The organism is Mycolicibacterium pallens (genome assembly GCF_019456675.1).
GTDB classification, from domain to species: Bacteria; Actinomycetota; Actinomycetes; order Mycobacteriales; family Mycobacteriaceae; genus Mycobacterium; species Mycobacterium crocinum.
Map to the genome: position 1 here is coordinate 3,671,456 of NZ_CP080333.1, position 24,891 is coordinate 3,696,346.

Below are 24,891 nucleotides of genomic sequence, written 5' to 3' on the forward strand. Positions count from 1 at the left end.
CGAGCTGGGCGGCCCGGCTATGTGGCCTGAAGGATCAGCGGCGCGCCGGGATCGGGCGACAGCGGGACGTTCTGCCGCTGCAACAGCCAGGCCGCGATGTTGTGGAACAGCGGCGCGGCGGAGTGCCCCGGTGAACCGTCCGGATTGCGTTGCGGGTTGTTCATCATGATGCCGATGACGTAGCGCGGGTCGTCGGCGGGCGCCATGCCGGCGAAGGTGATCCAGTAGACGTCGCTGTAGTAGCAGCCGCACGCCGGGTTGATCTGCTGGGCGGTTCCCGTCTTGCCTGCGATCTGATAGCCGTCGACGGCCGCCGGCGCGCCGGTGCCCTGCTGGTAGCCCATCGGGTCACGCTGGACGATCGCGCGGAACATGTTGCGCACCGTGCGGGCGGTCTCCGGCGACACGACCCGGATGCCTGCGGGTTGCGGCTCTTCGGTGCGGGTGCCGTCGGCGGCGACGGTGGCCTTGACGATCCGCGGCGGAATGCGCAGGCCGTCGTTGGCGATCGCCTGGTACATTCCGGTCATCTGCAGCAAGGTCATCGAAAGGCCCTGCCCGATGGGAAGATTGGAGAACGTGCTGCCCGACCACTGGTCGATCGGCGGCACCAGGCCCGAGCTCTCGCCCGGCAGACCCACATTGGTGCGCTGCCCGAGACCGAACTTTCCGAGCATGTCGTAGTAGCGCTCCGGCCCGATCCGCTGCGCGAGCATCAGGGTGCCGACGTTCGACGACTTCCCGAACACGCCGGTGGTGGTGTATGGCATCACGCCGTGGCTCCACGCGTCGCCGACGGTGACGCCGCCCATGTTGATCGAGCCGGGTACCTGCAGCACCTCGTCGGGATTCGACAGCCCGTACTCGATCACCGAGGAGGCGGTGACGATCTTGTTCACCGATCCCGGCTCGTACGGCGAGGTGACGGGCAAATTGCCCAGCTGCTTGTCCTGCTGGCGCCCGATGTCCTGGCTGGGGTCGAAGGTGTTGTCGTTCGACATCGCCAGCACTTCACCGGTTTTCGCGTCCAGCACCACCGCCGAGACGTCCTTGGCGCCGGAGGCGTCCTTGGCCATCTGGACCTGCTGCTGAACGTAGAACTGGATGTCGTCGTCGAGGGTCAGCTGCACGGTGGCGCCGTTGACGGCGTCGTGCTTGTTGCGATAGCTGCCGGGGATCACCACACCGTCGGAACCGCGGTCATAGGTAATCGAGCCGTCGGTGCCCGACAGCTTCGAGTCCATCGAGTCCTCGAGGCCGAGCAGACCGTGGCCGTCCCAGTCGATGCCGCCGACGATGTTGGCCGCCAACGCGCCACCGGGATACTGGCGCAGGTCTTGGCGTTCGGCGCCGATCTCGGGGAACTTCTTGATGATGGCGTTGGCGATCGCGGGATCGACCGCACGCGCGAGGTAGACGAAGGTCTCGTTGCTGCGCAGCTTCTTCAGCAAGGTGGCCGCGTCGGGCTTGTTGCCCAGCTTGCCGGCCACCTCGGTGGCGATCTGGGTGAGCCGCGTGTCGGGATCCGGTGCGGCGGGCGACTTTTCCTTCGCCTCGGCGAGTTGCTTGCGGATCTTGGCCGGCTGGAAGGTCAGCGCCCTGGCCTCGATGGTGAACGCCAGCTTGTCGAAGTTGCGGTCGACGATGCTGCCGCGGACCGCCTTTTCGACGTCGGTCACCTTGAGCTGGCTGGCGGCCTCGGCGCGCAGGCCGGCGGCCTGCGGCACCTGAAGGTTGAACAGCTGGGTGGCGGCCACCCCGAGCGCGAGAAAGATGACGATATTGCCTGCGCGGTGCCGGAACACGAATGAAGCTGTGCGTGAACCGCTTTCGATGATTTCGCGGGTGCGCCGCGCCTTGGCCGGGCGACCCGGCCCGCTATCCGGTTGCCCCTTGACCGCTTTCGTGCGCTGCCGCTTGGGTTCGCGGCGACTCACTGCCCGGCTCCGGGCAGCGGAACATCGGGCGCGGGCGGTGCGGGCACCACCGGCGGTGGGACGTCAGCCGGCGCGGGCACCGGTGCGAGCACCAGACCGGAAGCCGGAGCGGGTGCCGGCGCCTGGGCCGGGACCGCCAGGGTGCCGGGCAGCGGGGCCTGCGCCGCGGCGGGCGGCACAGCGACAGCGCCGGGTGCGAGAACGGTGCCTGGCAACGCTGCCAGTGGAACGCCAAAGGGCATCGCACCATTCAACGGCACGCCACCGAGTGGAGTCGGCGCGACACGCACCGGAACCTCGGGCGAACTTCCCGGCTTCGGTGCGGCCACCGGGGCCGGCGCCGGTGCGGCCGGTGGCGGCGGCACCGCGTCAGGCAGCTTGCTGTTGAGCGGCGGCGGCGGAACGCCTTCGGCCGGTTTCGGCTTGCCCACCACTGTCCAGTTACCCGTCGGATCCTGCACCAGATGGGCGGTGTCCTTGGACGGGATCATGCCCAGATTGCGCGCGGACTCGGCCAGCGCAGGCGCGGACTCGGCCTCCAGCACATCGCGCTCGAGCGCTTCCTTCTGCTGCGACAGCGCCTCATTGGTGGAACGAGCGGTGCCCAACTGGTAGGACCGCTGCGCGGCGTCGGTGGACAGCCACAGCGTGACGCCCAGGCCCAGGCCCAGCGCTCCGATCACCAAGACCACGAACGGGACCTTCGCCACCAGGGTCTGTGGGCGCAGGTCGATCGTGGCCAGCCGGGCGATCAGCCGCTCGCGCAGTGGCGGCCGGATGACCTTGGGCGCCTTGGCCTTCCGCGCCTTGGCGCGCGCCTTGGCCTGACTGACGTTCTTGGCCCGGGTCGGGCGTTCGGCGGGTCTGGCGACGGGCGCGGTCTGCGGCCCCTGCCGTGAACTGCGCGGCTCGTGCGGCCGACGCGCCGATGCGCGTGCGCCCCGTGCCGGCGCCTCGGCGCCGCGCTTCTTGGCCGACTTCATCGGTTCCTTCTTGTCCCGCTTGGCCTCTTTACGATCAACCGGACCGGCTGGCTTGCGCCCCACCTTCATCAGTTCTTCCCTCCCCGTCCCGGGTTCACCGACATGACGCGCTGTAGTGCCCGGAGCCGAACCGGCGCACTGCGTGGATTGCGTTCGATCTCCTCGGCGCCGGCACGTTCGGCACCACGGGTGATCGCACTGAATTCGGGCTCGTAGCCGGGCAATTCGAAGGGCAGGCCCTCCGGTGACCGAGATGCGGTGGCCGCGGCGAACGTCGTCTTGACGATCCTGTCCTCCAGCGACTGATACGACATCACCGCGATCCGGCCGCCGACGCGCAGCGCGGCCAGCGCCGCGGGCAGGGCAGCCGTCAGCGAGTCCAGCTCGGCGTTGACGGCGATCCGCAGCGCCTGGAACGTCCGCTTGGCGGGGTGTCCGCCGGTCCGCCGCGCGGGAGCCGGGATGCCCTTGTAGACGATCTCGACGAGTTCACCGGTGGTGGCGAACGGCGCTTTCTGGCGGCGCTCGACGATCAGACCCGCGATGCGGTGGGCGAACTTCTCCTCACCGAAGCGGCGCAGGATGTCGGTCAGTTCGGCGCGCTCGTAGGTGTTCAGGATCTGCGCGGCGGTCAGCGGGGCATCGGTGTCCATCCGCATATCCAGCGGCGCGTCTTTGGCGTAGGAGAATCCGCGCTCGGCCTGATCGAGCTGCATCGACGAGACACCCAGGTCGAACAGCGCGCCGTCGATGGATTCGGTTGTCCCGCAACCCGCTTCGACGAGCGCGTCGGCGATGCCGTCGTAGCGGGTGTGCACCAGGGTGATCCGGTCCGCGAAGGGGGCCAGCCGCGCTCGGGCGCCGGCCAGCGCGCCGGGGTCGCGGTCGAGGCCGATGAGGCGCAACTCGGGGAATTCGGTCAGGAAGCGTTCGGAATGCCCACCGGCACCCAGCGTCGCGTCGACGAGGACGGCGCCCGGCCGGGTCAGCGCCGGGCCGAGGATCTCGACGCAGCGGTCCAGCAGGACGGGGATGTGCCCGTGGTCGGATTCGTCAACCACGACGGGACCTCCGGGTGAATCAGGGTGTGCCCCTGCATCGAGGTCCCTGTCCGAAAGCGCGAACCTGGCGTTGGGGAAGTACGTCAGGGTCGGTTCGGGCAGAGACCACGATGCACGGGCTACCTCCGGCTGGGCGGCCAGCTCAGATGATGTCGCTGAGTGCTTCATCGCTGGCCGCGGAGAAGTTCTCTTCGTGGGTCTCCTGGTAGTCCTGCCAGGCCTGGGCGTCCCAGATCTCGAGGAAGTCGACGGCGCCGATCACCACGCATTCCTTGGACAGGTTGGCGTAGCGCCGGTGGTCGGCCGACAGCGTGATCCGGCCTTGGGAGTCGGGATGCTGTTCGTCAGTGCCGGCCGCCAGGTTGCGCAGGAATGCACGCGCCTCCGGATTGCTGCGCGAGGTCTGCGAAGCCCGCCGGGCCAGCTGTTCGAATTCCGTACGCGGGTAGACGGCAAGGCTGTGATCTTGGCTCTTGGTGACCATCAACCCTCCTGCCAGTGCGTCGCGGAACTTGGCGGGCAGTGTTAGCCGCCCCTTGTCGTCGAGCTTGGGCGTGTAGGTGCCGAGAAACACGGCTGCACCTCCTACGCCCCCGGAGCCGTCGCTCCGTTAGCCGCCACAATACCCCACAATCCCCCACTTTGCTCCACCGATTGGCTTGATTTTGGCAATGCTCCACCACTTTCTGCCACCGAAAACAGTTCTGGACCGCTGCCAGGGCCGCCGTGGCCTGCAAAAGCGCAGCTCAGCCGGGGGTGGGGCGTTGTGGGGCGGGCATAGGGCCGCGGCCGACGGCAGCACGTATCGGTCGCGCCACGCCGAAGCCCCCGGCAAACAAAAACGGGGCAGCCGAAACGGCTACCCCGTATGCGAGACGCAGGCGGTCACTCGTCGAAACGACGCCGGAAGCGATCCTCCATCCGGCTGGTGAACGAACCCCCGCCGCCCTTCGGCCGGCGCTGACGCTGGCCGCCCGCCGACGAGGACGGGCCCGAGCGGTCCCGGCCGCCGGCAACGCGCGGGCCGGTGATGGCGAACACGACACCGCCGAACATCACCACGAAACCCACCACCGACAGAATCGGGAAGCTTCCGATCATCGTGGCCTTGAACGCAACCCCAGCAACCAGCATCGCCAGACCGATCACGAACAGGCCTGCGCCCTGCAATCGTCTGCGCGTGGAGGGGGCCCGCAGAGTTCCGCCCCGCACACTGGAGGCGAACTTGGGGTCCTCGGCATAGAGAGCGCTCTCGATCTGATCGAGCATGCGCTGCTCATGATCGGAGAGTGGCATTCGTCCCTCCTTGCCGACACGGCCGGTCACGATTCCGATAGAACTTGGCTGCCCAGCGATTACGGGGCAACTAACCAAATGATACGAGCAGAAGTTGCCGCGTACCACCTAGTTGGTCCACCCGATTGTAGCTGTGTCCAGGCGTTGTTCAGTCCCCGCCATCACCGCGTAATGGCCTGGTCACCCGGCGCCGGCGAGCATGGGCCGCGACTGCACTGATAATGGCCATGCACCTACAAGGACCGATCCGCAGACGAGAAGGGCATCTAGGCGTTGGCGACTTTCCTCATCGATCTGTCGCCCACCGACATGGCGCAGCGCCTTCACGACGCTTTGAGCGTGTATGTCGACGCTATGCGCTACCCGCGTGGCACCGAGGGTCAGCGTGCGGCGATGTGGCTCGAGCACACCCGCAGGCACGGCTGGAAGGCCGTCGCCGCCGTCGAGACCGACAGCACGGAGCAGCTGGACGGCGCTCCCCTGCTCGGTATCGCCTACGGGTATTGCGGGGCCCCGGACCAGTGGTGGCAGCAGCAGGTGGTGTCGGGGCTGCACCGGATCGGCGTGCCCGCCGAGGAGATCAGCCGCTTGACCAGCAGTTATTTCGAGCTGACCGAGCTACACATCCATCCGAGCGCCCAGGGCCGCGGGCTGGGCGAGGCGCTGGCCCGGCGGCTGCTGGACGGCCGCGGCGAGTCGCACGTCCTGCTGTCGACCCCCGAGATCATCGGCGAGGCCAACCGCGCCTGGCGGCTGTATCGGCGGCTCGGCTTCACCGACGTCATCCGCGGCTACCACTTCGCCGGCGATCCGCGGGCGTTCGCCATTCTGGGTCGCAGCCTCCCGCTCTGAGGCGGATCTGGCACGATACCCACGTGCGCGACCGTTCCCGCCGCCTGCGCTTACGCGCCCTGGCGTTGTTGCTGCTCCTCGTTGCGCCGTTGGCGGTCGGCTGTGTGCGGGTGCACGCCTCGATCACGGTGTCGCCGGATGACCAGGTATCCGGGCAGATCATCGCCGCGGCGAAGGCTCGCGACTCCGACGACCAGGGGCCGCAGTTCGACCTCAATGTGCCGTTCAGCCAGAAGATTTCGGTGTCGAAGTACAAATCGGACGACTTCGTCGGCTCCGAGGCGGTGTTCTCGAACCTGAGCTTCTCCGAGGTGCCCCAGCTGGCCAACCTCAACCGCGAGGCCGCCGGGGTGGACATCTCGCTGCGGCGCGCCGGCAACCTGGTGATCCTCGAAGGTCGCGTCGACCTGACCAGCGTCACCGATACCGACGCTGACGTTTCCCTGACGGTCTCCTTTCCCGGCGAGGTCACGTCGACCAACGGCGATCGCCTCGACACCGACGTCGTCGAGTGGAAGCTCAAGCCGGGTGTGGTCTCGACGATGAGCGCCCAGGCCCGCTATACCGACCCCAGTACCAGGTCTTTCACCGGCGCGGCGCTGTGGCTGGGCCTCGGCGCGCTGGTGGTCTGCGGTGTCATCGGCAGCCTGGCCTGGGTCAGCCGGGACCGGTCTCCGCGGTTCGCCAGCTCCGATCAGGCCGACAGCTAGCAGACGTTCTACTCTGGTTGCACCCGGATCTCCCCGGCGGGTCGTACACAGAAAGGGGCGCTGCGCTGAGCGTCGAAGCAGCTCCGTCTGCCGTCCAGCTGGCCGGCGCCGTCACCGATCAACTTCGGAAGTATCTGGCCGGCCGCCGCGCCGACGCCGCCTACATCGGCACCGACTACGACGGTCTGATCGCGACCCTCGAGGATTTCGTGCTGCGGGGCGGTAAACGAGTGCGGCCCGCGTTCGCCTACTGGGGTTACCGTGCGGTGACCGCCGATCCCGATCTGCCGGTGGACGACGACATGTTCCTGCTGTTCTCGGCGCTGGAGCTGCTGCACGCCTGCGCGCTGGTCCACGACGACGTCATCGACGATTCGGCGACCCGGCGCGGCTGGCCGACGGTCCACGTCCACTTCACCGACCTGCACCGCAGCGGCGGCTGGCGCGGTGGGTCCGAGCAGTTCGGCCGGTCCGCGGCGATCCTGCTCGGTGACCTCTCGCTGGTGTGGGCCGACGACATCGTCGCCGCGGCGGATCTGGACGCCGACGGCCGGCGGCGCGTGCGGCGGGTGTGGTCGGACATCCGGACCGAGGTGCTCGGCGGCCAGTATCTCGACATCGTCAACGAATCCAGCGGCGCCGAGTCGATCGAGTCCGCGATGAAGGTGAACACCTACAAGACCGCGTCGTACACGATCTCGCGGCCGCTGCAGCTGGGCGCCGCGGCCGCCGCCGACCGTCCCGATGTGCAGCGCATCTTCTACGAACTGGGCACCGACCTCGGTGTCGCATTCCAGCTGCGCGACGACGTCCTCGGCGTGTTCGGTGATCCCGCGGTGACCGGCAAGCCCTCCGGCGATGACCTGCGCTCCGGCAAGCGGACCGTGCTGCTCGCCGAGGCCGTCGAGCGGGCGGCCGCCTCGGATCCGGCCGCCGCGGACCGGCTGCGCGCCGGGATCGGCACCGAGTTGTCCGACGCCGACGTGCGTCAACTCTGCGACGTGATCGAGTCGGTAGGCGCGCTGGCCGCGGTGGAGGGCCGCATCGAACTGCTGACCAACCGCGCGCTGAGCCTGCTGGAGAGCGCGCCGATCAACGCGCCTGCCAAGGCCGGGCTGACCGAACTCGCCAGATTGGCCGCCAACCGGTCCGCCTAGGCCCATGTCCGCCACCACACCCACCACATCGACCAGCCGGGCCGGCCTCGCGCGCCTGACGGCGTTCACCGCCGCCGATGAGGGCCGCCCGGCCCTGCTGGGTTTCCTCGGCGCGATCCTGCTGACGCTCGGCGGGCTGGGCGCGGGCAGCACACGTCAGCACGACCCGCTGCTCGAGACGATGCACCTGTCCTGGTTGCGGTTCGGCCACGGCCTGGTGGTCTCGTCGGTGCTGCTGTGGGTCGGTGTCGTGCTGATGCTGGTGGCGTGGCTGTGGGTGGGCCGGCGGGTTGTCGATCCGGACGCCGAGGTCAGCGAGTTCACGATGATCGCGACCGCCGGGTTCTGGTTGGCTCCCCTGCTGTTGAGCGTTCCGCTGTTCAGCCGCGACACGTACTCGTATCTGGCTCAGGGTGCGCTGCTGCGCGACGGCCTCGACCCGTACGCCGTGGGGCCGGTGGAGAACCAGAACTCGTTGCTGGACAACGTGAGTCCGATCTGGACCACCACCACCGCCCCCTACGGGCCGGCGTTCATCCTGGTTGCCCGGTTCGTCACCACTCTGGTCGGCGACCATGTGGTGGCAGGCACGATGCTGCTGCGGCTGTGCATGCTCCCCGGTCTGGCGCTGCTGATTTGGGCCGCGCCCCGGGTGGCCCGCCACATCGGCGCCAACGGCGCGGTGGCACTGTGGATTTGCGCGCTCAACCCGCTGGTGATCATCCATCTGATGGGCGGCGTGCACAACGAGATGCTGATGGTCGGGTTGATGATGGCCGGCATCGCGCTGACGTTCGCCCGTCATCACACGGCCGGCGCTGCGTTGATCGCAATCGCCGTCGCGGTCAAGGCCACCGCGGTCTTGGCGCTGCCGTTCATGGTGTGGGTGTGGATGCGACATCTCCGTGAGCGCGAGAAAATCGGGGCGATAAGGGCTTTCGCGACAGCCTCGGCTGCGTCGGTGGCGATCTTCGTCGCGGTCTTCGCGGTGCTGTCCTGGGTCGCCGGGGTCGGGCTGGGCTGGCTGACGGCGCTAGCCGGGTCGGTGAAGATCATCAACTGGCTGACCATTCCGACCGCGATCGCGAACCTCACCAACGCGATCGGCGGACTGTTCATGCCGGTGAACTTCTACGCGGTCCTCGACGCCACCCGGATCGCCGGGATCGTGATCATCGCGGTGTCACTTCCGTTGCTGTGGTGGCGATTTCGGCACGACGACCGCGAGGCGCTCCTCGGCATCGCGTGGGCGATGCTGGTGGTGGTGCTGTTCGTTCCCGCCGCGCTGCCCTGGTACTACACCTGGCCGCTCGCGGTGCTCTCGGCGCTGGCACAGTCGCGGGCGGCGATCGCACTGATCGCCGGGTTCTCGACGTGGATCATGGTGATCTTCAAGCCCGATGGCTCACACGGGATGTACTCGTGGATCCACGTGCTGCTGGCCACCGCCTGTGCGCTGGCGGCCTGGTATTCGCTGAAGGTCAGTAGGCCATCGCCTGAGCGCGCCGAACCACCTCACGAGCCTGGTGAGCGTGCAGCGCATCCACCGGGCGAGCGTTGCTGACCGCCTCGCGCGCCCCGTCGCGGGTGATCGTCAGTGACGGGTCCGCGGTGAACAGCCAGCGCAGGATCTCGGTGTCCTTGTAGCCGCCGTCGCGCAGCACCGCCAGCAGGCCGGGCAGGCTCTTGACCACCTCGCCACGCTCGGTGAGAAAGGCCTTCGGAATCATCGGCACGCCGCCGCGCTTGACCGCGACCAGGTGACCTTCCCGTAACTGCTGGTGCACCTTGGTCACCGGGATACCCAACAGCTGGGCGACTGCAGGCAGGTCGTACACGGGCTCGTCGGGATCCAATACGTCCTCGCCGGCGGGGATGCTGCTCACCGGCCTAGTCTAGAACTCCTGCGCCTCGGCATACCATGTGTCGGTGACGTCGGACCCACTCAACGGCGTGTTGCTGGAAGGCCGGTACCGCGTCGAGGCCAGGATCGCCACCGGCGGCATGTCCACGGTGTACCGCGGTCTGGACGTGCGCCTGGACCGCCCGGTCGCGCTGAAGGTGATGGACGCGCGCTACGCCAACGACTCCCAGTTCCTGACCCGCTTCCAGCGGGAGGCCCGCGCGGTGGCGCGATTGAAGGATCCCGGTCTCGTCGCGGTGTACGACCAAGGTCTGGACGGCAGCCATCCGTTCCTCGTCATGGAGCTGATCGAGGGTGGAACCCTGCGCGAGTTGCTGCGCGAGCGCGGCCCGATGCCCCCGCACGCCGCGGCGGCGGTGCTGCGCCCGGTGCTGGGTGGGCTGGCCACCGCGCACCGCGCCGGGCTGGTGCACCGCGACGTCAAGCCGGAGAACGTGCTGATCTCCGACGACGGCGAGGTCAAGCTCGTCGACTTCGGTCTGGTCCGCGCGGTGGCCGAGGCCGGGATCACCTCCACCAGCGTGATCCTGGGCACCGCGGCCTATCTGTCGCCCGAGCAGGTCAGCACCGGCGCCGCCGACGCGCGCAGCGACGTCTACGCCGTCGGCATCCTGGCCTACGAATTGCTCACCGGGGCAACACCATTCACCGGTGACAATCCGCTGACCGTGGCCTATCAGCGGATGGACCACGACGTCCCGCCACCCAGCGCGGCGATCAGTGGTGTGCCGCCCCAGTTCGACGAGTTCATCGGCCGCGCGACGGCCCGCAACCCCGACGCGCGCTTCGCCGACGCCGAGGAGATGGCCGGCGACCTGGACGCGATCGCTATGGAGTTGGGGCTGCCGAAGTTCCGGGTGCCGGCGCCGAGGAACTCCGCGCAGCACGCCGCGGCCACCGCTGTGCACAGTCGGCCGACGGTCGAGCACCGCGCCGCCGTGCCCGCCCCGGCCCCGGGGCCGATACCGGCGCCGGCCCCGGTCAAGAATCCCACCCGTCAGCTCATCCGCGACCCACAGGACTGGCAACCCGCCGACGAGGATGACGAAACCCACGAGATGGCAAGCCAATTCGCCGGCATCGACATCGGTGAATTCATCTGGGAGCGGCAGCGCGCCAGGCGGTCTCTGATGTTCTGGATGTTGATCGTGCTGCTGCTCACCGGCGGCATGGCGGCCGCGGGCTGGACGCTGGGGAGCAATCTGCAGGGTCTGCTCTAGCCCTTGACAGTCACTACGATCGTAGTGATACTCAATTCATCTCGTGATGAATTGTGAGGTGATGGACATGAGCACATCCGATCTCGGCGTCCTGATAGTCGGCGCGGGCCCGACCGGACTCCTGCTGGCCAACGAACTCGCGCGACACGGCGTCACACCGCGCATCATCGACCGGGCGGAGCAACCGGCGACCACCTCCCGCGCGCTCGTCGTCCAACCGAGAACGCTCGAGATCTTCGACGACCTCGGTGTGATCGAGCAGGCCTTCGCGGCGGGCACGCCGGCCTCGCAGCTGACGATCACCTTCGCCGACAAGACGATCGACCTCGACTTCGCGGGCCAGCTGACCGGGCCGCAGAACTACACCGCCTATTCCGAGCCGCGCATCCTCTCCCAGCACGAAACCGAACGCATCCTCACCGACCTGCTGACCAGTCACGGCGTCGAGATCGAACGCGGCGTCGCACTCACCGGTCTGACTCAGGACGGCGACACGGTCACCGCGTCCCTGCGGCACGCCGACGGCTCGACCGAAACGGAGCGCTGCCACTGGGTCGTCGGCTGCGACGGCGCGCACAGCGCGGTGCGCAAATCCAGCGGCATCCCGTTCTCCGGTGACACCTACCGCGACGAGTTCATCATGGCCGACGCCGAACTCGACTGGAAGCTGCCACACGGCGGACTCTACGGATTCCCCAGTCCGGCAGGCATTTTCGCGGCATTTTCGATGCCGGGCACCAACCGCTACCGCATCTTCGGCAACTTCCCGCCCCAGTCCGATGTCGCCGGCCCGGCGGCTCCGGGCCCGGACGGTCCGAGCGCGGAATACAGCGAGCCGACGCACGACGAGTTCCAGGCCATGGTCGACGAACGAGTTCCGTTCCCCGCCACGGTGATCAAGGAGTTCTGGGTCACCCGCTACCGGGTGCACAGCCGCACGGTGCCGCGCTACCGCGACGGCCGGATCCTGCTGGTCGGCGATGCCGCCCACGTGCACAGCCCCGCCGGTGCGCAGGGCATGAACACCGGCATCCAGGACGCGTACAACCTCGGCTGGAAGCTGGCCTACGTGCTGCGAGGGCTCGCCGACGAATCACTGGTCGACAGCTACAACGCCGAACGCCATCCGATCGGCGTCCAACTTCTCAAGACCACCGACCGGCTGTTTTCGGTCTTCGGCGGCCAGAATCCGTTGGCGCGCTTGGCCCGTGGCCGAGTCGCGCCGGTGCTCGCGGGCCAAGTGCTGACCCGCGAGTGGGTGCGCAGAAGGTTCATCGGCATGTTGGCGCAACTGCGTCTGCACTATCCGGACAGCCCGCTCAATGCCGAGGACGGTTCCGGCTGGCACGACGCGCCCGCGCCGGGCGACCGCGCCCGGGAGGCCGACGTCCTGATCGACGGTCAGCCGGGACGCCTCTACGACCTGTTCCGCGGCACGCACCACACGGTGCTGCTCTTCACCGGACTCGACGACGACGCCCGGCCCGAGGTCGAATTACGAGGACTCGCCGACCAATTCGAGCAAGATCACCCCGGGCTGGTGAAAGCCCACGTGGTCAGTACTCGATCGGCACACCGTCAGTACGGTGTCAGCGCGCCCAGCGCCTTCGTGGTCAGACCGGACAAGTACATCAGCTACCGCGGCAGGCCCGTCGAGCTAGTCGCGCAGCATCTCCGCTACCAGGAACGCCAGCTCCAGTGACTGCTGGGTGTTCAGGCGCGGATCGCAGGCCGTCTCGTAGCGGCCGGCCAGGTCCGAATCCGAGATATCCTGCGCGCCACCAAGGCATTCGGTGACGTTCTCGCCGGTGATCTCGACGTGGATACCGCCGGGATGGGTGCCCAGCGCGCGGTGCACCTCGAAGAAGCCCTGCACCTCGTCGACGATGCGGTCGAAGTGGCGGGTCTTGTAACCCGTCGAGGACTCGTGGGTGTTGCCGTGCATCGGGTCGCACTGCCAGATCACGTGGTGGCCGGAGGCCTGCACCTTCTCGATGATGGCGGGCAGCACGTCGCGGACCTTGCCGTTGCCCATCCGGCTGACCAGCGTCAGGCGGCCCGGCTCGTTGTTCGGGTCCAGGCGCTCGACGTATTCCACCGCCAGTTCCGGTGAGGTGGTCGGGCCGATCTTCACGCCGATCGGGTTGGCGATCACCTCGGCGAACGCGACATGCGCGCCTTCGAGCTGGCGGGTGCGCTCGCCGATCCAGACGTAGTGTGCCGACAGGTCGTAGAGCTTCGGGCCGCCGACCGCTTCGGCGTCCATCCGCAGCATGGCCCGCTCGTAGTCCAGCACCAGAGCCTCGTGGCTGGCGTAGATCTCGGCGGTGTCCAGGTTGCGGTCGTTGACCCCGCAGGCCGTCATGAAGCGCAGGCCACGGTCGATCTCGCCGGCCAGGGCCTCGTAGCGAGCACCGGCGGGCGAGGTGCGGACGAACTCGCGGTTCCAGTCGTGCACCGCGTGCAGCGACGCCAGCCCGGACGACGTCAGCGCCCGCACCAGGTTCATCGCGGCGCTGGCATTGGCGTACGCGCGGACCAGACGCGACGGATCGTGTTCGCGCACCGCGGCATCGGGGGCGAAACCGTTGACCATGTCGCCACGGTAGGACTTCAGCCCCAGCGCGTCGGTGTCCGAGGAGCGCGGCTTGGCGTACTGGCCGGCGATGCGGGCCACCTTGACCACCGGCATGCTCGCGCCGTAGGTCAGCACCACCGCCATCTGCAGCAGCGTGCGGATGTTGGCACGAATGTGCGGCTCGGTGTTGTCGACGAAGGTCTCGGCACAGTCGCCGCCCTGCAGCAGAAACGCCTTGCCGAGGGCCACATCGGCCAGCTGCGCCTTCAGCTTCTCGATCTCCGACGGCACGGTGACCGGCGGCACGCTCTCCAGCACGGTCCGCATGGCGGCGGCCTGCTCGGGATCCCAGCTGGGCTGCTGCACGGCCGGCTTCGTCAGCGCCGCATCGAGCCGTCCGCGCAGGTCAGCCGGGAGCGGCGGCAGCGACGGCAGCTGCTCGATCGGTACGTCAACGGTCCAGTTCACCCGTCCATGGTAACCGGGCCGCGCACTCCCTTTTACCGGCTGACCGGGGCCGCACCCACGTCGACGCCGGTGGTCATCAGCACGTACCGGCGCAGGTTGTGACGGGCGTCGACCAGGGCGTCGTGGGTGTCATGGGGTCGCGGTGGCATCCGCGGGCTGCCGCGGTCCTCCCAGAACTGGCGCAGCTCGCGGGTGAACCGTGGGATCTGCGGCGGCAGGCTGGTCATCGGGCCCCACAACTGACACAGCGCGACATGGTCGTACGCGGCCACCCAGGCCCACAGCTCGATCGGCTCGTCGCCGTCGATGCCGAGAAACTCCTCCAGGCCCTCCCGTATCTGCCTGCGGGAGCGCCACAGCTTCGACGATGGGCTCGGCAGCTTCGGCAGGACGTTGGTGCGGACCCACTTTCCGGCGGAGTCCGGGTCGAACTCGGTGGAGATCGCGTAGAACTCGCGACCGTCCTCGGCCACCACACCGATCGAGATCAGATCGATGATTCGGCCGTTGTCGATGAACTCCGTGTCGTAGAAGAACCGCACCGGCCGCACCCTATCCCTTCGCCTCGATGCGGTGCGGCGGCGCGGGAGCGGCGTGGATCTCCTTGTCCAACTCGGCGTCCACCTCGGCGTCGGCGGGGAAGCTCGGCTCACCGGCGATGATGTGCTGCAGCCACAGCTTGGCCTGCACGACCGGGCGCCGCATATAGCGCTCCCGCTCCAGCGAGCGGTGCATTTTGCGGGGGCGGTCCTGGTAGAACCAGCGCGCCCATGGCGCGTGCGGCCGGGACAGCCGGATCGCGCCGATGAACAACAGCGGCGTGATGAACATCCCGATCAGGCCGGTCCACACCTTGCCCTTGAGCAACACCACCACCGCCAAGGCCAGCGTCAACACGGCCAGCACCACGACGAGCGTGCGGGCGCCGAACGAATCGTCAGCCCGCCAGATCCCGATATCGAAGAACGACAGCGGGTTGAATCCCACGATCAACAGCCCGGCGACGGCGATCGCGGCGAACACCGCATCCACCGATGCCCGGCCGTCCTCGGCCCAGTACACATCCTGCAGGTGCAAGATGAGCGCGAACTCATCGAGAAGCAAGGCCGCGCCGATACCGAAAACGATTGCGGCAGCGGTGAACTCACCGCTGCCACCCTCGGTGGCCATCGTCACCATCGCCACCCCGGAGATCATCACCAAAACCACGCCGAACACCGCGTGGTGGATGTGCAGTCCGCCGCTACCGGAGATATTGCGCGGCTGCCACCATTTGCGGGGAGCGTCGTTGCCTGCGTTGTGCCGGATATAGCGGACGATCGTTCGGGTCACGAAGAACGTGCAGATGAACGCGATCAGACACCACATCAGCGGCACGCGCCCGGGGGCGACGACGTCGAAGTGCAGGTGGTAGGACACGGGACGTGAAGATACGCGCCGACGCACGCCGATGGGCCCGGCACGGCCGGGATATCCCCCGGCGCGTCGCAGCGCCCCGATAGTCTGGTTTGCGAGATGAGTAGCGACGTGGGCAGTACGACGCGGCCCTGGCTGGTCGCCGGGTGGCGGGTTTCCCAGGTCGCGATCGTTGCGCTGGGCGTCTACGCAGGCTGGTTGCTGTTCGGCCATATCCCCTACCGCATCGATATCGAGGTCTACCGGATGGGCGGCCAGGCGTGGCTGCACGGTCAGTCGCTGTATTCCGGCGACGCGACCTTCCGCACCACCATCGGGCTGGGCCTGCCGTTCACCTATCCCCCGCTCGCTGCGATCATGTTCAGTCCGTTCGCCTGGGTGTCGCTGTCGGCGGCCAGCGTGATCATCACGGTCATCACCCTGGTGCTGGTGCTGGTGAGTACTTGGATCGTGCTGACCCGCCTGGAGGTGTGGCAGGACTCGGCGCTCACCCGGGAGCCGGCGTGGCTGCGTCGGGCCTGGCTGTCAGCGGGAATCGTGGCGCTGGCGGTGATGTACCTGGAACCGATCGACGCCAACTTCGCGTTCGGTCAGATCAACGTCGTGCTGATGACGCTGGTGATCGCCGATTGCGTACCGCGCCGGACGCCGTGGCCGCGCGGGATGCTGCTCGGGGTGGCGATCGCGCTGAAGCTGACCCCAGCGGTGTTCCTGTTGTACTTCGTGCTGCGCCGCGACGGCCGCGCCGCCCTGACCGCGGCAGGCACCTTCGTCGCGGCCAGCCTGCTGGGTTGCGCGTTGGCCTGGCGGGACTCGCTGGAGTACTGGACCACCACGATCCGGCACACCGACCGCATCGGCAGCGCCGCACTGAACACCAACCAGAACATCGCCGGGGCGCTGGCCCGGCTGGGCCTGGACAAGAGCACCCACTTCATCCTGTGGACGCTGGCTTGCTTCGCGGTGCTGGCCCTAACCGTCTGGGCGGTCCGCCGCGTGTTGGCCGCGGGGGAACCGACGCTGGCGCTGATGTGCGTGGCCCTGTTCGGGCTGGTGGTGTCGCCGGTCTCGTGGTCCCACCACTGGGTGTGGGCCCTGCCGACGGTGCTCACCGCCGCCGTGGCCGCCTATCGACGGCGCAATATGGCCCTGGGCCTGGCGACCGCCGTCGGCGTGGCACTGATGGTGTGGATTCCGCTAGAACTGCTGCCCCAGCATCACGAGGAGACGGCGTCGTGGTGGCGCCAGCTGCTCGGGATGTCGTACGTCTGGTGGGCGCTGGCGGTGATCATCGTCGCGGGGCTGACGGTGATCACCCCGATCGCTAACCGGCGGCGGTCTCCGGGATCCGCGCCGGTGGCTGACCTGGTCCACCCTGCTTAGGGTCCGCGGGGGCCTCGCTGTTCTTCAGCGTCGCGGCGTAGATGTCGACGTACTCCTGACCGGACAGTTCCATCAGCTCGTACATGACCTCGTCGATGACGGCCCGCTCGATGAACCGGTTGCCGGCCAGGCCGTCGAACCGGGAGAAATCCATCGGCTTGCCGAAGCGGACCGTCACGCGGCCGAAGCGCCACATCTTCGATCCCGGCGGGTTGACGACGTCGGTTCCGATCATCGCGACCGGAATCACCGGAACCTGGGTTTCCAGGGCCAGACGGGCCAGCCCGGTCTTGCCCTTGTAGAGCCGGCCGTCCGGTGACCGGGTGCCCTCGGGATACATCCCCATCAACTTGCCCTGCGACAGCAGACGCTGGGCGGTGGTCAGCGCCGCCTGCGCGGCGTCGGCGTCGGTGCGGTCGATCGGGACCTGGCCGGCCACCGTGTAGAACCACCGGGTGAACCAGCCCTTGATGCCGGTGCCGGTGAAATATTCGGCCTTGGCCAGGAAGGTGATCCGCCGCCGGACCACCAGCGGGAGGTAGAAGCTGTCGGCCACCGCGAGGTGGTTGCTGGCCAAGATCGCCGGGCCGTTGGTCGGAACGTGTTCCAGCCCTTCGACTTTGGGCCTACCCAGCAGTGACAGCAACGGCCCCATGAAGATGTACTTGAACAGCCAGTACCACATGGAGCCTCCCGATCACCTACGCGCTTTCGTGCAACTGTACCCAGGCCAGCGGAGACCGACCACAGGTCGCGGTGGCCTCAGTCCTCGACGCTGACCGGAATGTGTTGATAGCGGCTGGTCGGGCGTTCCGGCGAATCCGGATCGGGCGGAGTCGGCGATGGGCCGTCCGGCCCGGGCGGGGGCCCTGCCCCAGCCCCGTCCTCGGCGATGACCGCCCGGATCATCGTGACCAGCGCCACACTGTGCTCGGCAACCACCGTCAGCAGCGGATGCTGCTCACCATTGACCAGCGCGGCCAGCGCACACACCGGGCACCAGACCTGCTGGCACTTGCCCTGCCCGCCACCGGACGCCATCGCGGCGCCGGCCCGCACCGCCGGGTCGAGCCGGTCCAGAATGGCCTGGGCCAGCGCGCGCAGTTCGGGCCCCAGATCGGGATGCGGGCCATTCACGCGGGCCACACCTCCGGGTTGGGTCGAAAGCGCACGGTGAGTTCGGTGCCGCGCAGCGCCGCATCCACCACGATGCACCGCCGCAGAACCGACGCCAGCCGTACCCGGCGTCGCATCCCCGCGGCGCCGATGATCAGGTCGTCGTCGACCCGGCCCAGCGTCAGCGTGCCCGGATCGATTTGCGGCAACTCTAGCCGCATGCGGTAGACGGCTTCGAGTCCCGAGCCCGATTCGCGGTCCACCACGGGCTTCAACGGCCCGGGCAGCGCCGAACCGTCGCGGCGCCGGACACTGTCGAGCAATTGTCCGAGCGCCTTGGGTCCGATCGGCTCGCCGGCCAGATGCGGCGCGAGCACCAGTTGCACGTCACCGATCGCGGCGGTGAGTTCGTCGAGCACCGTTTGCTGTTCGGAGATCCGCTCGGCATACCAGCCGAACGCCGGATGGTCCGGCAGGTTGCGGTACTCGTACGAATCATCTTGAAGCAGAACCTGATTCACGATCAGTTCGGCGACCTGCACGCCCATCAACACCAGCGAGCCGAGCGTGCGGACCGCCTCGGCGGCCACCACCCGTTCGGCGGTCAGCACCAGGTGGGCGCTGACCCGCTCCGCATCGGTGAGCAGGGCGGACAGTCCTTCGACGGCTCCGCTGATGCCCTCGACGACCGCCACGGTGGCCGCGGCGTGCACCCCGTCCACGGCGGCACTGAGGCGGCGATGCCGGGGCCAGGCCCGCTCGACGTACATCGCGAAGGTCGCAGGCAGGGTCAGCATCCGCATCGCGTCGGCGGTCGAGGCGCAGTCCACGACGACGTAGTCCCACTGGCCGGAGTCGGCCAGCTTGGCAACCTCGGCCAGCCCGAGCACCTCCTGGATTCCAGGCAGTGCCGAAAGCTCTTCGGGAGCAACATCTTTGAGGTCAGAGTCGGGGAATCTGGCGGCCAATACCGGCGCGATCGCGCGCCAACGGTCCTCCAGCAGCGCCAGGGTGTCCAGAGCCAGCGCGTCGAGATGGCCGCCCGCGGAGTCGTCGGTGCCCTCCTCGGTGAGGATCCGGACCGGCTCTCGGGTGCCGGTCGGCGGGACGGCGACGCCGAGCACATCGCCCAGCGAATGAGCCTGATCGGTGGACACGGCCAGCACCCGCTGCCCGGCCAAGGCCGCCCGGACCGCCGTCGCCGAGGCCAGCGTCGACTTACCCACGCCGCCTTTGCCGACGAAGAAACTGATCCGTGCCCGATCAGTCACTCAGCCCTCGACCCGTTTCTTCAGGTCCTTGAGCGCGGTGTCGGTCAGCCGTCGCTCGGCCTTGCGCTTGAGCAGCCCGATCATCGGGATCATCAGATCCACGGACAGCTCGTAGGTGACATCGGTACCAGAACCTTTGGGTTGCAACGTGTATGCGCCATCGAGTGCCCGCAAAAGCGAGCTCGAAACCAGGGACCAGCGCACCGACTTGCGATCGGCCGGCCAGTCATAGGACAACACCATGGTGTCTTTGAGGACGGCGGCGTCCAGAACCAGCTTGGCGGTCAGCGGATAACCGGAATCGTCGGAGGTGAGAACTTCGGTCTCCTTGTATTCCGACACCCACTGCGGATACGACCCGATATCGGCGATGACGTCCATCACGGTGCGGGGATCCGCGTCGATGTAGATGGTCTGCGCCGTCTTGTCCGCCACTGTTGCCCATTCCCATCGCTTGCACTGCGTGACCTCGTGAGGGTCCGCTCCCTCGGCCACAAAGGTACCCTCCCGCCGAAGGGTCTGACCTGATATCAGATGCCGGGTGCGACGCCCACGGGACGGGACGCCTCCAGCGTGGATTTCACTTCGAAGGCCATCCGTTTTCCGGCCACCCGGCGCTGATGCGTCAGTTTGGCGAGGTTCATCTTGGCCAGCTGCCAGGCCGCCACCCCGGAGGGCTCGGCGTGCAGAAAGTAGTGCAGCAGCACGCCGTCGAGCACCGGCTTGAGCCAGATCTCCATGGTGCCGGTCAGGGGGCCGGTGACCGTCCAGCGCACGCCCTTGTCGGCGCGGTCCTCGACGACCTCGAGCCGCAGGTCCGGCCACCACCGCCGCCAGCTCGCCCGGTCCGCGACCGCACGCCCGACGGCCGCCGGATCAGCCGCGACGAACGTCTCGTCGGCGACCTGGATGCTGTTCATGCCAACAGCTTCACATATCGGGTCCAAGCGCGGGCCGCCTGCCCGCCGGTGACTAGGCTGTTGACATGCGTGAGTACAGCGTTCCGGCGGCGTTCACCGTCGGTGAGCACGACAATGTCGTCAGCTCGGTGTACGACCACGAGCGCACGGACCCGACCTATGTGATCGCCCAGCGGCAAGTCGACGGCGGCTGGACGGACGTGACGTGCGCCGAGGTCGCCGCCCAGATCCGCTCGGCGGCGCTGGGATTGATCGCCGAAGGTGTGCAGCCCGGTGACCGGGTGGCGATCCTGTCGGCAACCCGTTACGAGTGGGTGATCCTCGACTACGCGATCCTGTCGGTCGGCGGGGTGACCGTGCCCATCTACGAGACGTCGTCGACCGATCAGGTCCGCTGGGTGCTCGAGGATTCCGGTGCCGTGCTGGTCTTCACCGAGACCGAGGCGCATGCGCAGATGGTCAAGGAACTCCACGACGAGTTGCCCGCCCTGCGCAAGACGCTGCGGATCGAGTCCGCGGGCATGAGCGCGCTCGACGAGCTGGCGCAGGCCGCCGAAGGCACTGATCCGGCGGAACTGGAGCGCCGACTGGCGGCGTTGCGGTCGGCCGACCCGGCGACCCTGATCTACACGTCGGGCACCACCGGCCGGCCCAAGGGTGTCCAGCTCACCCACGCCAACCTGCTCTACGAAACCCGCGGCACGACAGCGTGTTTCCCGACGCTGCTGCGCCAGCACGAACGGCTGCTGGTCTTTCTGCCGCTGGCACACGTGCTGGCCCGCGCCCTGTCGATGACGGCGTTCGCCAACAAGGTGACGCTCGGCTACACCAGCGACATCAAGAACCTGGTGCCGATGCTGCAGGCCTTCAAGCCGACCATTGTGGTGTCGGTACCCCGGGTGTTCGAAAAGGTCTACAACACAGCCGAATTGAACGCCCGCAACAGCGGGCGGGCGCCGGTCTTCGAGCTGGCCGTCAAGACCGCGATCGCCTACAGCGAGGCGTTGGAGAACGGTGGGCCCAACCTGCTGCTGAAGCTCGGCCACGCCGTGTTCGACCGGTTGGTCTACGGCAAGCTGCGGGCCGCCCTCGGCGGTGACTGCCATGCCGCGATCTCCGGCGGCGCGCCGCTGGGCAAGCGGCTGGGCCACTTCTACCGCGGGGCCGGGCTGTCGATCTACGAGGGCTACGGGCTGACCGAGACCAGCGCGGCGATCACGGTGAACCGGATCGGCGAGCTCAAGGTCGGCACCGTCGGAAAGCTGGTGCCGGGCAACAGCATGGCGGTCGCCCAGGACGGCGAGTTACTGGTCAAGGGCGGCGTCGTGTTCCACGGCTACTGGCGCAACGAGAAGGCGACCAGCGAGGCGATCATCGACGGCTGGTTCCACACCGGCGATCTGGCGAGCGTGGACGCCGACGGGTTCGTGTCCATCACCGGCCGCAAGAAGGAGATCATCGTCACCGCGGGCGGTAAGAACGTCGCCCCCGCCGTGCTCGAGGACGCGCTGCGCGCCCATCCCCTGATCAGCCAGGCGATGGCCGTCGGCGACAACCAGCCGTTCATCGGCGCCCTGATCGCGATCGATCCCGAGGCGTTCGACGGATGGAAGACCCAGCACGGCAAGGCCGCCAGCGCGTCCGTCGGTGACCTGCGGGAGGATCCCGATCTGATCGCCGAGATCGAGCTCGCCGTCAAGGACGCCAATCAGCATGTGTCCCATGCGGAATCGATCCGCAAGTTCCGGATCCTGCCGTGTGACTTCACCGTGCAGACCGGTGAGCTGACCCCGACTTTGAAGGTCAAGCGCAATGTGGTGGCGGAACGGTTCGCCGACGAGATCGGAGCGATCTATGCGAAATAGGTGTGTGGTTGCCGGTGCCGTGGGCGTGCTCGCGGCGTCGGTCTTCGACTCCGGGGTCGCGTCGGCCGATCCGTATGCCGGCGAGACCTACGGCGACGCCGCCAGCTCGCTGAGCGGTGCGGGGATGACCGTCGTCGTCGGCGGTCGGGTCGGCTCCGACCTGCCCACCGAGAAGTGCACCGTCACCCGCTCGCAGAAGGCGCCGTGGGTGAAGGGAGACAGCTTCCAACCCGTGAACAACACCATGCTGCTGTTCCTGAACTGCAACCAGGCCGTCGCGTCGGCGGGCAAGCCCGGTAACTCCGCGGCCAGCCCGGAAGGTCAGCAGGCGCTCAAAGACGAGCGGGCGTATGAGTGGAAGAGCACGACCGAAGAGGGCGCCCAGTGGTGCGCGGAGAACATGAAGGCGCACCCGGACTGGAATTCCTCAGCGTGGGCCGGCTGCCCCGGCACCTAGCCGCCGACCGGTGAGCCGGTTCAGCAGCCAGGCCAGTGGGATCGTGACGGCCAGCGTCAGCAGGTACAGACCGGCCAGCGAGCCGGTGAACAACGGCCAGCCGAGCACCGCGCCATGGACGACGGCCATCACCAGCACGTGCACCAGGAAGATTTCGTAGGAGATCTCGCCGAGCCAGACCATCGGCCTGCTGCTGAGCAGCCGGTCGGACAGGCCACCCGCGGCCAGCGTCGGCGCTGCCACAACCAGCATCGCGATCACGGCGTAGAGCACTGCCTTGCTCAGCGGCTCCGCCACCGACACCGTGCTCGAGAACAGCGCCACCGCAACCGGGACGACCAGGCCCGCCCGCCAGCGCACCCCCATCATCTGCAGCACCGCTACCGCCATCCCGCCGGCGAAGGCAGCCAGCTGCGCGGGCAGCCACATACCCGCCGAGTTGGGCAGCCAGTCGGTCGTTGTCAGCACGAACAGCCACAGCGGGCTGATCGCGGCCAGACCCGCCAGCCCGGCCAGCAACCGCGCCGGCTGCCACCGATCACCGCACACGACCACCAGCAGCACATAGGCCAGCAGCGGCAGCGCGACGTAGAACGCTGCCTCGACGGCCAGACTCCAGGTCTGCGACAGCCCACGGTGCAGGTAGGTCAGCAGATAGTTGTCGGTGTAGATCTGCGTCAGCGTGAGGTGGCGGATGAGGCCGGACCAGCTCTGTCCGGGGTTGGGCCCGGTCGAATAGAAGGTGTAGACGCCGTAGGCCACCAGCACGGTGACGACGTAGGCGGGCATCACCCGTCGCAGCCGCCGTCGGGCGTAGGCCCGCGTCGACGGCACCGCCGCCCCGTCGGCCGCCGCGACCACCCACGGGCGGAACAGCAGGTAGCCCGACAGCGCGAAGAAGATCGACACCCCGATCTCCAGGCGCGCCCACACCAGCCCGAGGTAGCCGTGACTGAGCTTGCCCGTCGCGAATGCCGCGTGGGTGCCGACCACCAGCAGCGCCGCCACGGCGCGTAACCCGGTCAGGGACGCCAGCCGCCCACGCACCGGCTGCGACTGGCCGCTGCGTCGGTCGAGAGCGGGGCCGGCCAGCACGTTGGCGAGGGTAGCTAACTAACCCGTGAAACTACTGAGTCGTGCGTAGGAGTTCGGACAGCCGTGCGGTGTGCGCCGCCCAGTTCCAGTCCACCTCGACCCACCGCCGGCCGGCCTCACCCATCCGGGCGCCCAGCTCCGGGTCACCGAGAATGCCCGACACCGCGTCGGTGATCTCCTCGATCGAGCGCCCGTCGACCACCCGGCCGGTTTCACCGTCCCGCACCGTCTCGGGGGCACCGCCGGAGTTGCCGGCGACCACGGGCACCCCGGCCGCCGACGCCTCGAGGAACACGATGCCGAGTCCTTCCACATCCAGACCGGAACCCCTTGTGCGGCAAGGCATTGCGAAGACATCAGCCATCGCGTAGTGGGCCGGCAGCTCGGCGCTGGGCACCGCACCGGTGAACACGACGTCGCTAGCGACACCGACCTGGTCGGCGAGCTTGTGCAGATCGTCGGCGTAGGGCCCATTGCCGACGATCACCAGCGCGGCGTCAGGCACCCGGGCACGGATGCCCGGCAGCGCCTTGATGAGCATGTCCTGGCCCTTGCGGGGAACGAGCCGGGACACACAGACCACAGTCGGTCGCTCACCGAGGTCGTAGCGGGCGCGCAGGTCGGCCCTGGCGGCCGGGTCGGGACGGAACCGGTCGGCGTCGACGCCGGGCGGCAGGTGCTCGAGGGCGGCGTTCGGACCGAAGGCAGAGGCGAACCGTCCGCGGGTGTAGTGGCTGACAAATGTCACGACGTCGGTGGTGTCGCCGATGCGCCGCAGCGCTGAACGGGCGATCGGCAGCATCGACCAGCCCACTTCATGGCCGTGGGTGCTGGCCAGCACCCGGCGCGCACCCGCGCCGCGGGCCCGGCCGGCCAGCAGCGCCAGCGGCGCGGCCGCACCGAACCACACCGTTTCGATGTCGTGGTCGCTGATCAGTTCGCGCATCCGGCGGTCCACACCCGGTTCGGGCAGCATCAGCGTGCCGGGGTGGCGCACGATGCGATAGCCGGCCGCCCGGTCGTACTCCGGCGCGCCCTTCCATTTCGGGGCGTAGACGGTGAGCTGGTGTTCGCCGCTGTCCGCGAGCCGTCCGACGAACTGCTCCAGGTAGGACTGAATACCGCCGCGCCGGGGCGGAAAGTCATTGGTGACCAGCAGGACTCGCGTCATCGCCGTACACG

General features: G+C 68.2%; 25 protein-coding genes. 9 read left to right on the forward strand and 16 right to left on the reverse strand.

The genetic code is table 11. The features are described 5' to 3' along the window. Nucleotides 1-17: 17 nt before the first annotated feature. The 5 genes from K0O64_RS18025 to K0O64_RS18045 all read right to left on the reverse strand — a co-directional run bounded on the left by K0O64_RS18025 (nucleotide 18) and on the right by K0O64_RS18045 (nucleotide 5,277). The gene (locus K0O64_RS18025; protein WP_071943594.1) at nucleotides 18-1,937 is read right to left on the reverse strand and encodes a peptidoglycan D,D-transpeptidase FtsI family protein; all 1,920 of its coding nucleotides are present in this window, start codon (nucleotides 1,935-1,937) and stop codon (nucleotides 18-20) included. Next, nucleotides 1,934-2,989, reverse strand: coding sequence for a cell division protein FtsL (gene ftsL / locus K0O64_RS18030; protein ID WP_071943592.1), 1,056 nt, complete (start codon nucleotides 2,987-2,989; stop codon nucleotides 1,934-1,936). Before ftsL ends, K0O64_RS18025 begins: the two co-directional genes overlap by 4 nt. Further along, nucleotides 2,989-4,149 (reverse strand): 16S rRNA (cytosine(1402)-N(4))-methyltransferase RsmH, encoded by a 1,161-nt coding sequence (rsmH, locus tag K0O64_RS18035; protein ID WP_071943590.1) that lies wholly within the window; start codon nucleotides 4,147-4,149, stop codon nucleotides 2,989-2,991. Before rsmH ends, ftsL begins: the two co-directional genes overlap by 1 nt. Next, nucleotides 4,124-4,555 carry a division/cell wall cluster transcriptional repressor MraZ gene (mraZ, locus tag K0O64_RS18040; protein ID WP_071943588.1) on the reverse strand — a complete coding sequence of 144 codons (432 nt, stop codon included), beginning with the start codon at nucleotides 4,553-4,555 and terminating at the stop codon, nucleotides 4,124-4,126. The genes rsmH and mraZ overlap by 26 nt, the downstream gene beginning before the upstream one ends. A gap of 311 nt (nucleotides 4,556-4,866) precedes the next feature. After that, on the reverse strand, nucleotides 4,867-5,277 hold the full coding sequence (locus K0O64_RS18045) for an SCO2097 family morphological protein (protein ID WP_071949746.1): 411 nt from the start codon (nucleotides 5,275-5,277) through the stop codon (nucleotides 4,867-4,869). A gap of 273 nt (nucleotides 5,278-5,550) precedes the next feature. Between K0O64_RS18045 and K0O64_RS18050 the strand changes: the two genes are divergently transcribed. The 4 genes from K0O64_RS18050 to K0O64_RS18065 all read left to right on the forward strand — a co-directional run bounded on the left by K0O64_RS18050 (nucleotide 5,551) and on the right by K0O64_RS18065 (nucleotide 9,560). Then, nucleotides 5,551-6,129, forward strand: coding sequence for a GNAT family N-acetyltransferase (locus K0O64_RS18050; RefSeq protein WP_071943586.1), 579 nt, complete (start codon nucleotides 5,551-5,553; stop codon nucleotides 6,127-6,129). A gap of 23 nt (nucleotides 6,130-6,152) precedes the next feature. Next, on the forward strand, nucleotides 6,153-6,839 hold the full coding sequence (locus K0O64_RS18055; RefSeq protein WP_071943584.1) for an LppM family (lipo)protein: 687 nt from the start codon (nucleotides 6,153-6,155) through the stop codon (nucleotides 6,837-6,839). Nucleotides 6,840-6,937: 98 nt separating this feature from the next. Continuing rightward, nucleotides 6,938-7,996, forward strand: coding sequence for a bifunctional (2E,6E)-farnesyl/geranyl diphosphate synthase (gene idsA2 / locus K0O64_RS18060; protein WP_198044408.1), 1,059 nt, complete (start codon nucleotides 6,938-6,940; stop codon nucleotides 7,994-7,996). Nucleotides 7,997-8,000: 4 nt separating this feature from the next. Further along, nucleotides 8,001-9,560 (forward strand): alpha-(1->6)-mannopyranosyltransferase A, encoded by a 1,560-nt coding sequence (locus K0O64_RS18065; RefSeq protein WP_071943582.1) that lies wholly within the window; start codon nucleotides 8,001-8,003, stop codon nucleotides 9,558-9,560. Here the strand turns inward: K0O64_RS18065 and K0O64_RS18070 are convergent. Then, entirely contained in the window at nucleotides 9,478-9,882 is a 405-nt protein-coding gene (locus K0O64_RS18070; protein WP_071943580.1) for an Rv2175c family DNA-binding protein, read from the reverse strand. The genes K0O64_RS18065 and K0O64_RS18070 overlap by 83 nt on opposite strands. Before the next feature lie 37 nt (nucleotides 9,883-9,919). Here K0O64_RS18070 and K0O64_RS18075 point away from each other — a divergent pair, with 37 nt between their 5' ends. Together K0O64_RS18075 and K0O64_RS18080 are read left to right on the forward strand one after the other, a co-directional pair. Next, a complete protein-coding gene (locus K0O64_RS18075) occupies nucleotides 9,920-11,140 on the forward strand; it encodes a protein kinase domain-containing protein (RefSeq protein ID WP_071943578.1) in 1,221 nt (406 codons plus the stop codon). Between the two features lie 67 nt (nucleotides 11,141-11,207). Continuing rightward, nucleotides 11,208-12,842, forward strand: coding sequence for an FAD-dependent monooxygenase (locus tag K0O64_RS18080; protein WP_071949744.1), 1,635 nt, complete (start codon nucleotides 11,208-11,210; stop codon nucleotides 12,840-12,842). On the opposite strand, the gene K0O64_RS18085 is transcribed toward K0O64_RS18080, so the two are convergent. Genes K0O64_RS18085 through K0O64_RS18095 form a run of 3 tightly spaced genes read right to left on the reverse strand, consistent with a single transcriptional unit; the run spans nucleotide 12,798 to nucleotide 15,554 of the window. Then, nucleotides 12,798-14,186: a class II 3-deoxy-7-phosphoheptulonate synthase gene (locus K0O64_RS18085; RefSeq protein WP_071943577.1), complete on the reverse strand. Its 1,389-nt coding sequence runs from the start codon at nucleotides 14,184-14,186 to the stop codon at nucleotides 12,798-12,800. The two genes, K0O64_RS18080 and K0O64_RS18085, sit on opposite strands and share 45 nt — an antisense overlap. Nucleotides 14,187-14,218: 32 nt before the next feature. Beyond that, nucleotides 14,219-14,728: a polyadenylate-specific 3'-exoribonuclease AS gene (locus K0O64_RS18090; protein WP_071949743.1), complete on the reverse strand. Its 510-nt coding sequence runs from the start codon at nucleotides 14,726-14,728 to the stop codon at nucleotides 14,219-14,221. 10 nt (nucleotides 14,729-14,738) lie between these two features. Next, the gene (locus K0O64_RS18095; RefSeq protein WP_071949742.1) at nucleotides 14,739-15,554 is read right to left on the reverse strand and encodes a hypothetical protein; all 816 of its coding nucleotides are present in this window, start codon (nucleotides 15,552-15,554) and stop codon (nucleotides 14,739-14,741) included. 147 nt (nucleotides 15,555-15,701) lie between these two features. Between K0O64_RS18095 and K0O64_RS18100 the strand changes: the two genes are divergently transcribed. Beyond that, complete coding sequence (locus tag K0O64_RS18100) at nucleotides 15,702-16,985, forward strand: glycosyltransferase 87 family protein (RefSeq protein WP_071943575.1); 1,284 nt, start codon at nucleotides 15,702-15,704, stop codon at nucleotides 16,983-16,985. On the opposite strand, the gene K0O64_RS18105 is transcribed toward K0O64_RS18100, so the two are convergent. From K0O64_RS18105 to K0O64_RS18125, 5 genes are all read right to left on the reverse strand, one after another. Then, nucleotides 16,927-17,670 carry a lysophospholipid acyltransferase family protein gene (locus tag K0O64_RS18105; RefSeq protein ID WP_071943573.1) on the reverse strand — a complete coding sequence of 248 codons (744 nt, stop codon included), beginning with the start codon at nucleotides 17,668-17,670 and terminating at the stop codon, nucleotides 16,927-16,929. The genes K0O64_RS18100 and K0O64_RS18105 overlap by 59 nt on opposite strands. Before the next feature lie 77 nt (nucleotides 17,671-17,747). After that, entirely contained in the window at nucleotides 17,748-18,122 is a 375-nt protein-coding gene (locus tag K0O64_RS18110; RefSeq protein WP_071949741.1) for a hypothetical protein, read from the reverse strand. Continuing rightward, entirely contained in the window at nucleotides 18,119-19,372 is a 1,254-nt protein-coding gene (locus tag K0O64_RS18115; RefSeq protein ID WP_071943571.1) for an ArsA family ATPase, read from the reverse strand. Before K0O64_RS18115 ends, K0O64_RS18110 begins: the two co-directional genes overlap by 4 nt. Beyond that, nucleotides 19,373-19,807 carry an SRPBCC family protein gene (locus K0O64_RS18120; protein ID WP_071943569.1) on the reverse strand — a complete coding sequence of 145 codons (435 nt, stop codon included), beginning with the start codon at nucleotides 19,805-19,807 and terminating at the stop codon, nucleotides 19,373-19,375. It lies immediately after the preceding gene. A gap of 95 nt (nucleotides 19,808-19,902) precedes the next feature. Continuing rightward, entirely contained in the window at nucleotides 19,903-20,292 is a 390-nt protein-coding gene (locus K0O64_RS18125) for a polyketide cyclase / dehydrase and lipid transport (protein WP_071943567.1), read from the reverse strand. 65 nt (nucleotides 20,293-20,357) lie between these two features. Here K0O64_RS18125 and K0O64_RS18130 point away from each other — a divergent pair, with 65 nt between their 5' ends. Next, complete coding sequence (locus K0O64_RS18130; RefSeq protein WP_096311702.1) at nucleotides 20,358-22,157, forward strand: AMP-dependent synthetase/ligase; 1,800 nt, start codon at nucleotides 20,358-20,360, stop codon at nucleotides 22,155-22,157. A 4-nt stretch (nucleotides 22,158-22,161) separates the two neighbouring features. Beyond that, the gene (locus K0O64_RS18135; RefSeq protein ID WP_174714132.1) at nucleotides 22,162-22,614 is read left to right on the forward strand and encodes a hypothetical protein; all 453 of its coding nucleotides are present in this window, start codon (nucleotides 22,162-22,164) and stop codon (nucleotides 22,612-22,614) included. On the opposite strand, the gene K0O64_RS18140 is transcribed toward K0O64_RS18135, so the two are convergent. Together K0O64_RS18140 and K0O64_RS18145 are read right to left on the reverse strand one after the other, a co-directional pair. After that, nucleotides 22,585-23,709 carry an acyltransferase family protein gene (locus K0O64_RS18140; RefSeq protein ID WP_096311703.1) on the reverse strand — a complete coding sequence of 375 codons (1,125 nt, stop codon included), beginning with the start codon at nucleotides 23,707-23,709 and terminating at the stop codon, nucleotides 22,585-22,587. The two genes, K0O64_RS18135 and K0O64_RS18140, sit on opposite strands and share 30 nt — an antisense overlap. Before the next feature lie 31 nt (nucleotides 23,710-23,740). Then, a complete protein-coding gene (locus K0O64_RS18145) occupies nucleotides 23,741-24,880 on the reverse strand; it encodes a glycosyltransferase family 4 protein (protein WP_096311704.1) in 1,140 nt (379 codons plus the stop codon). Between the last annotated feature and the right edge of the window lie 11 nt (nucleotides 24,881-24,891).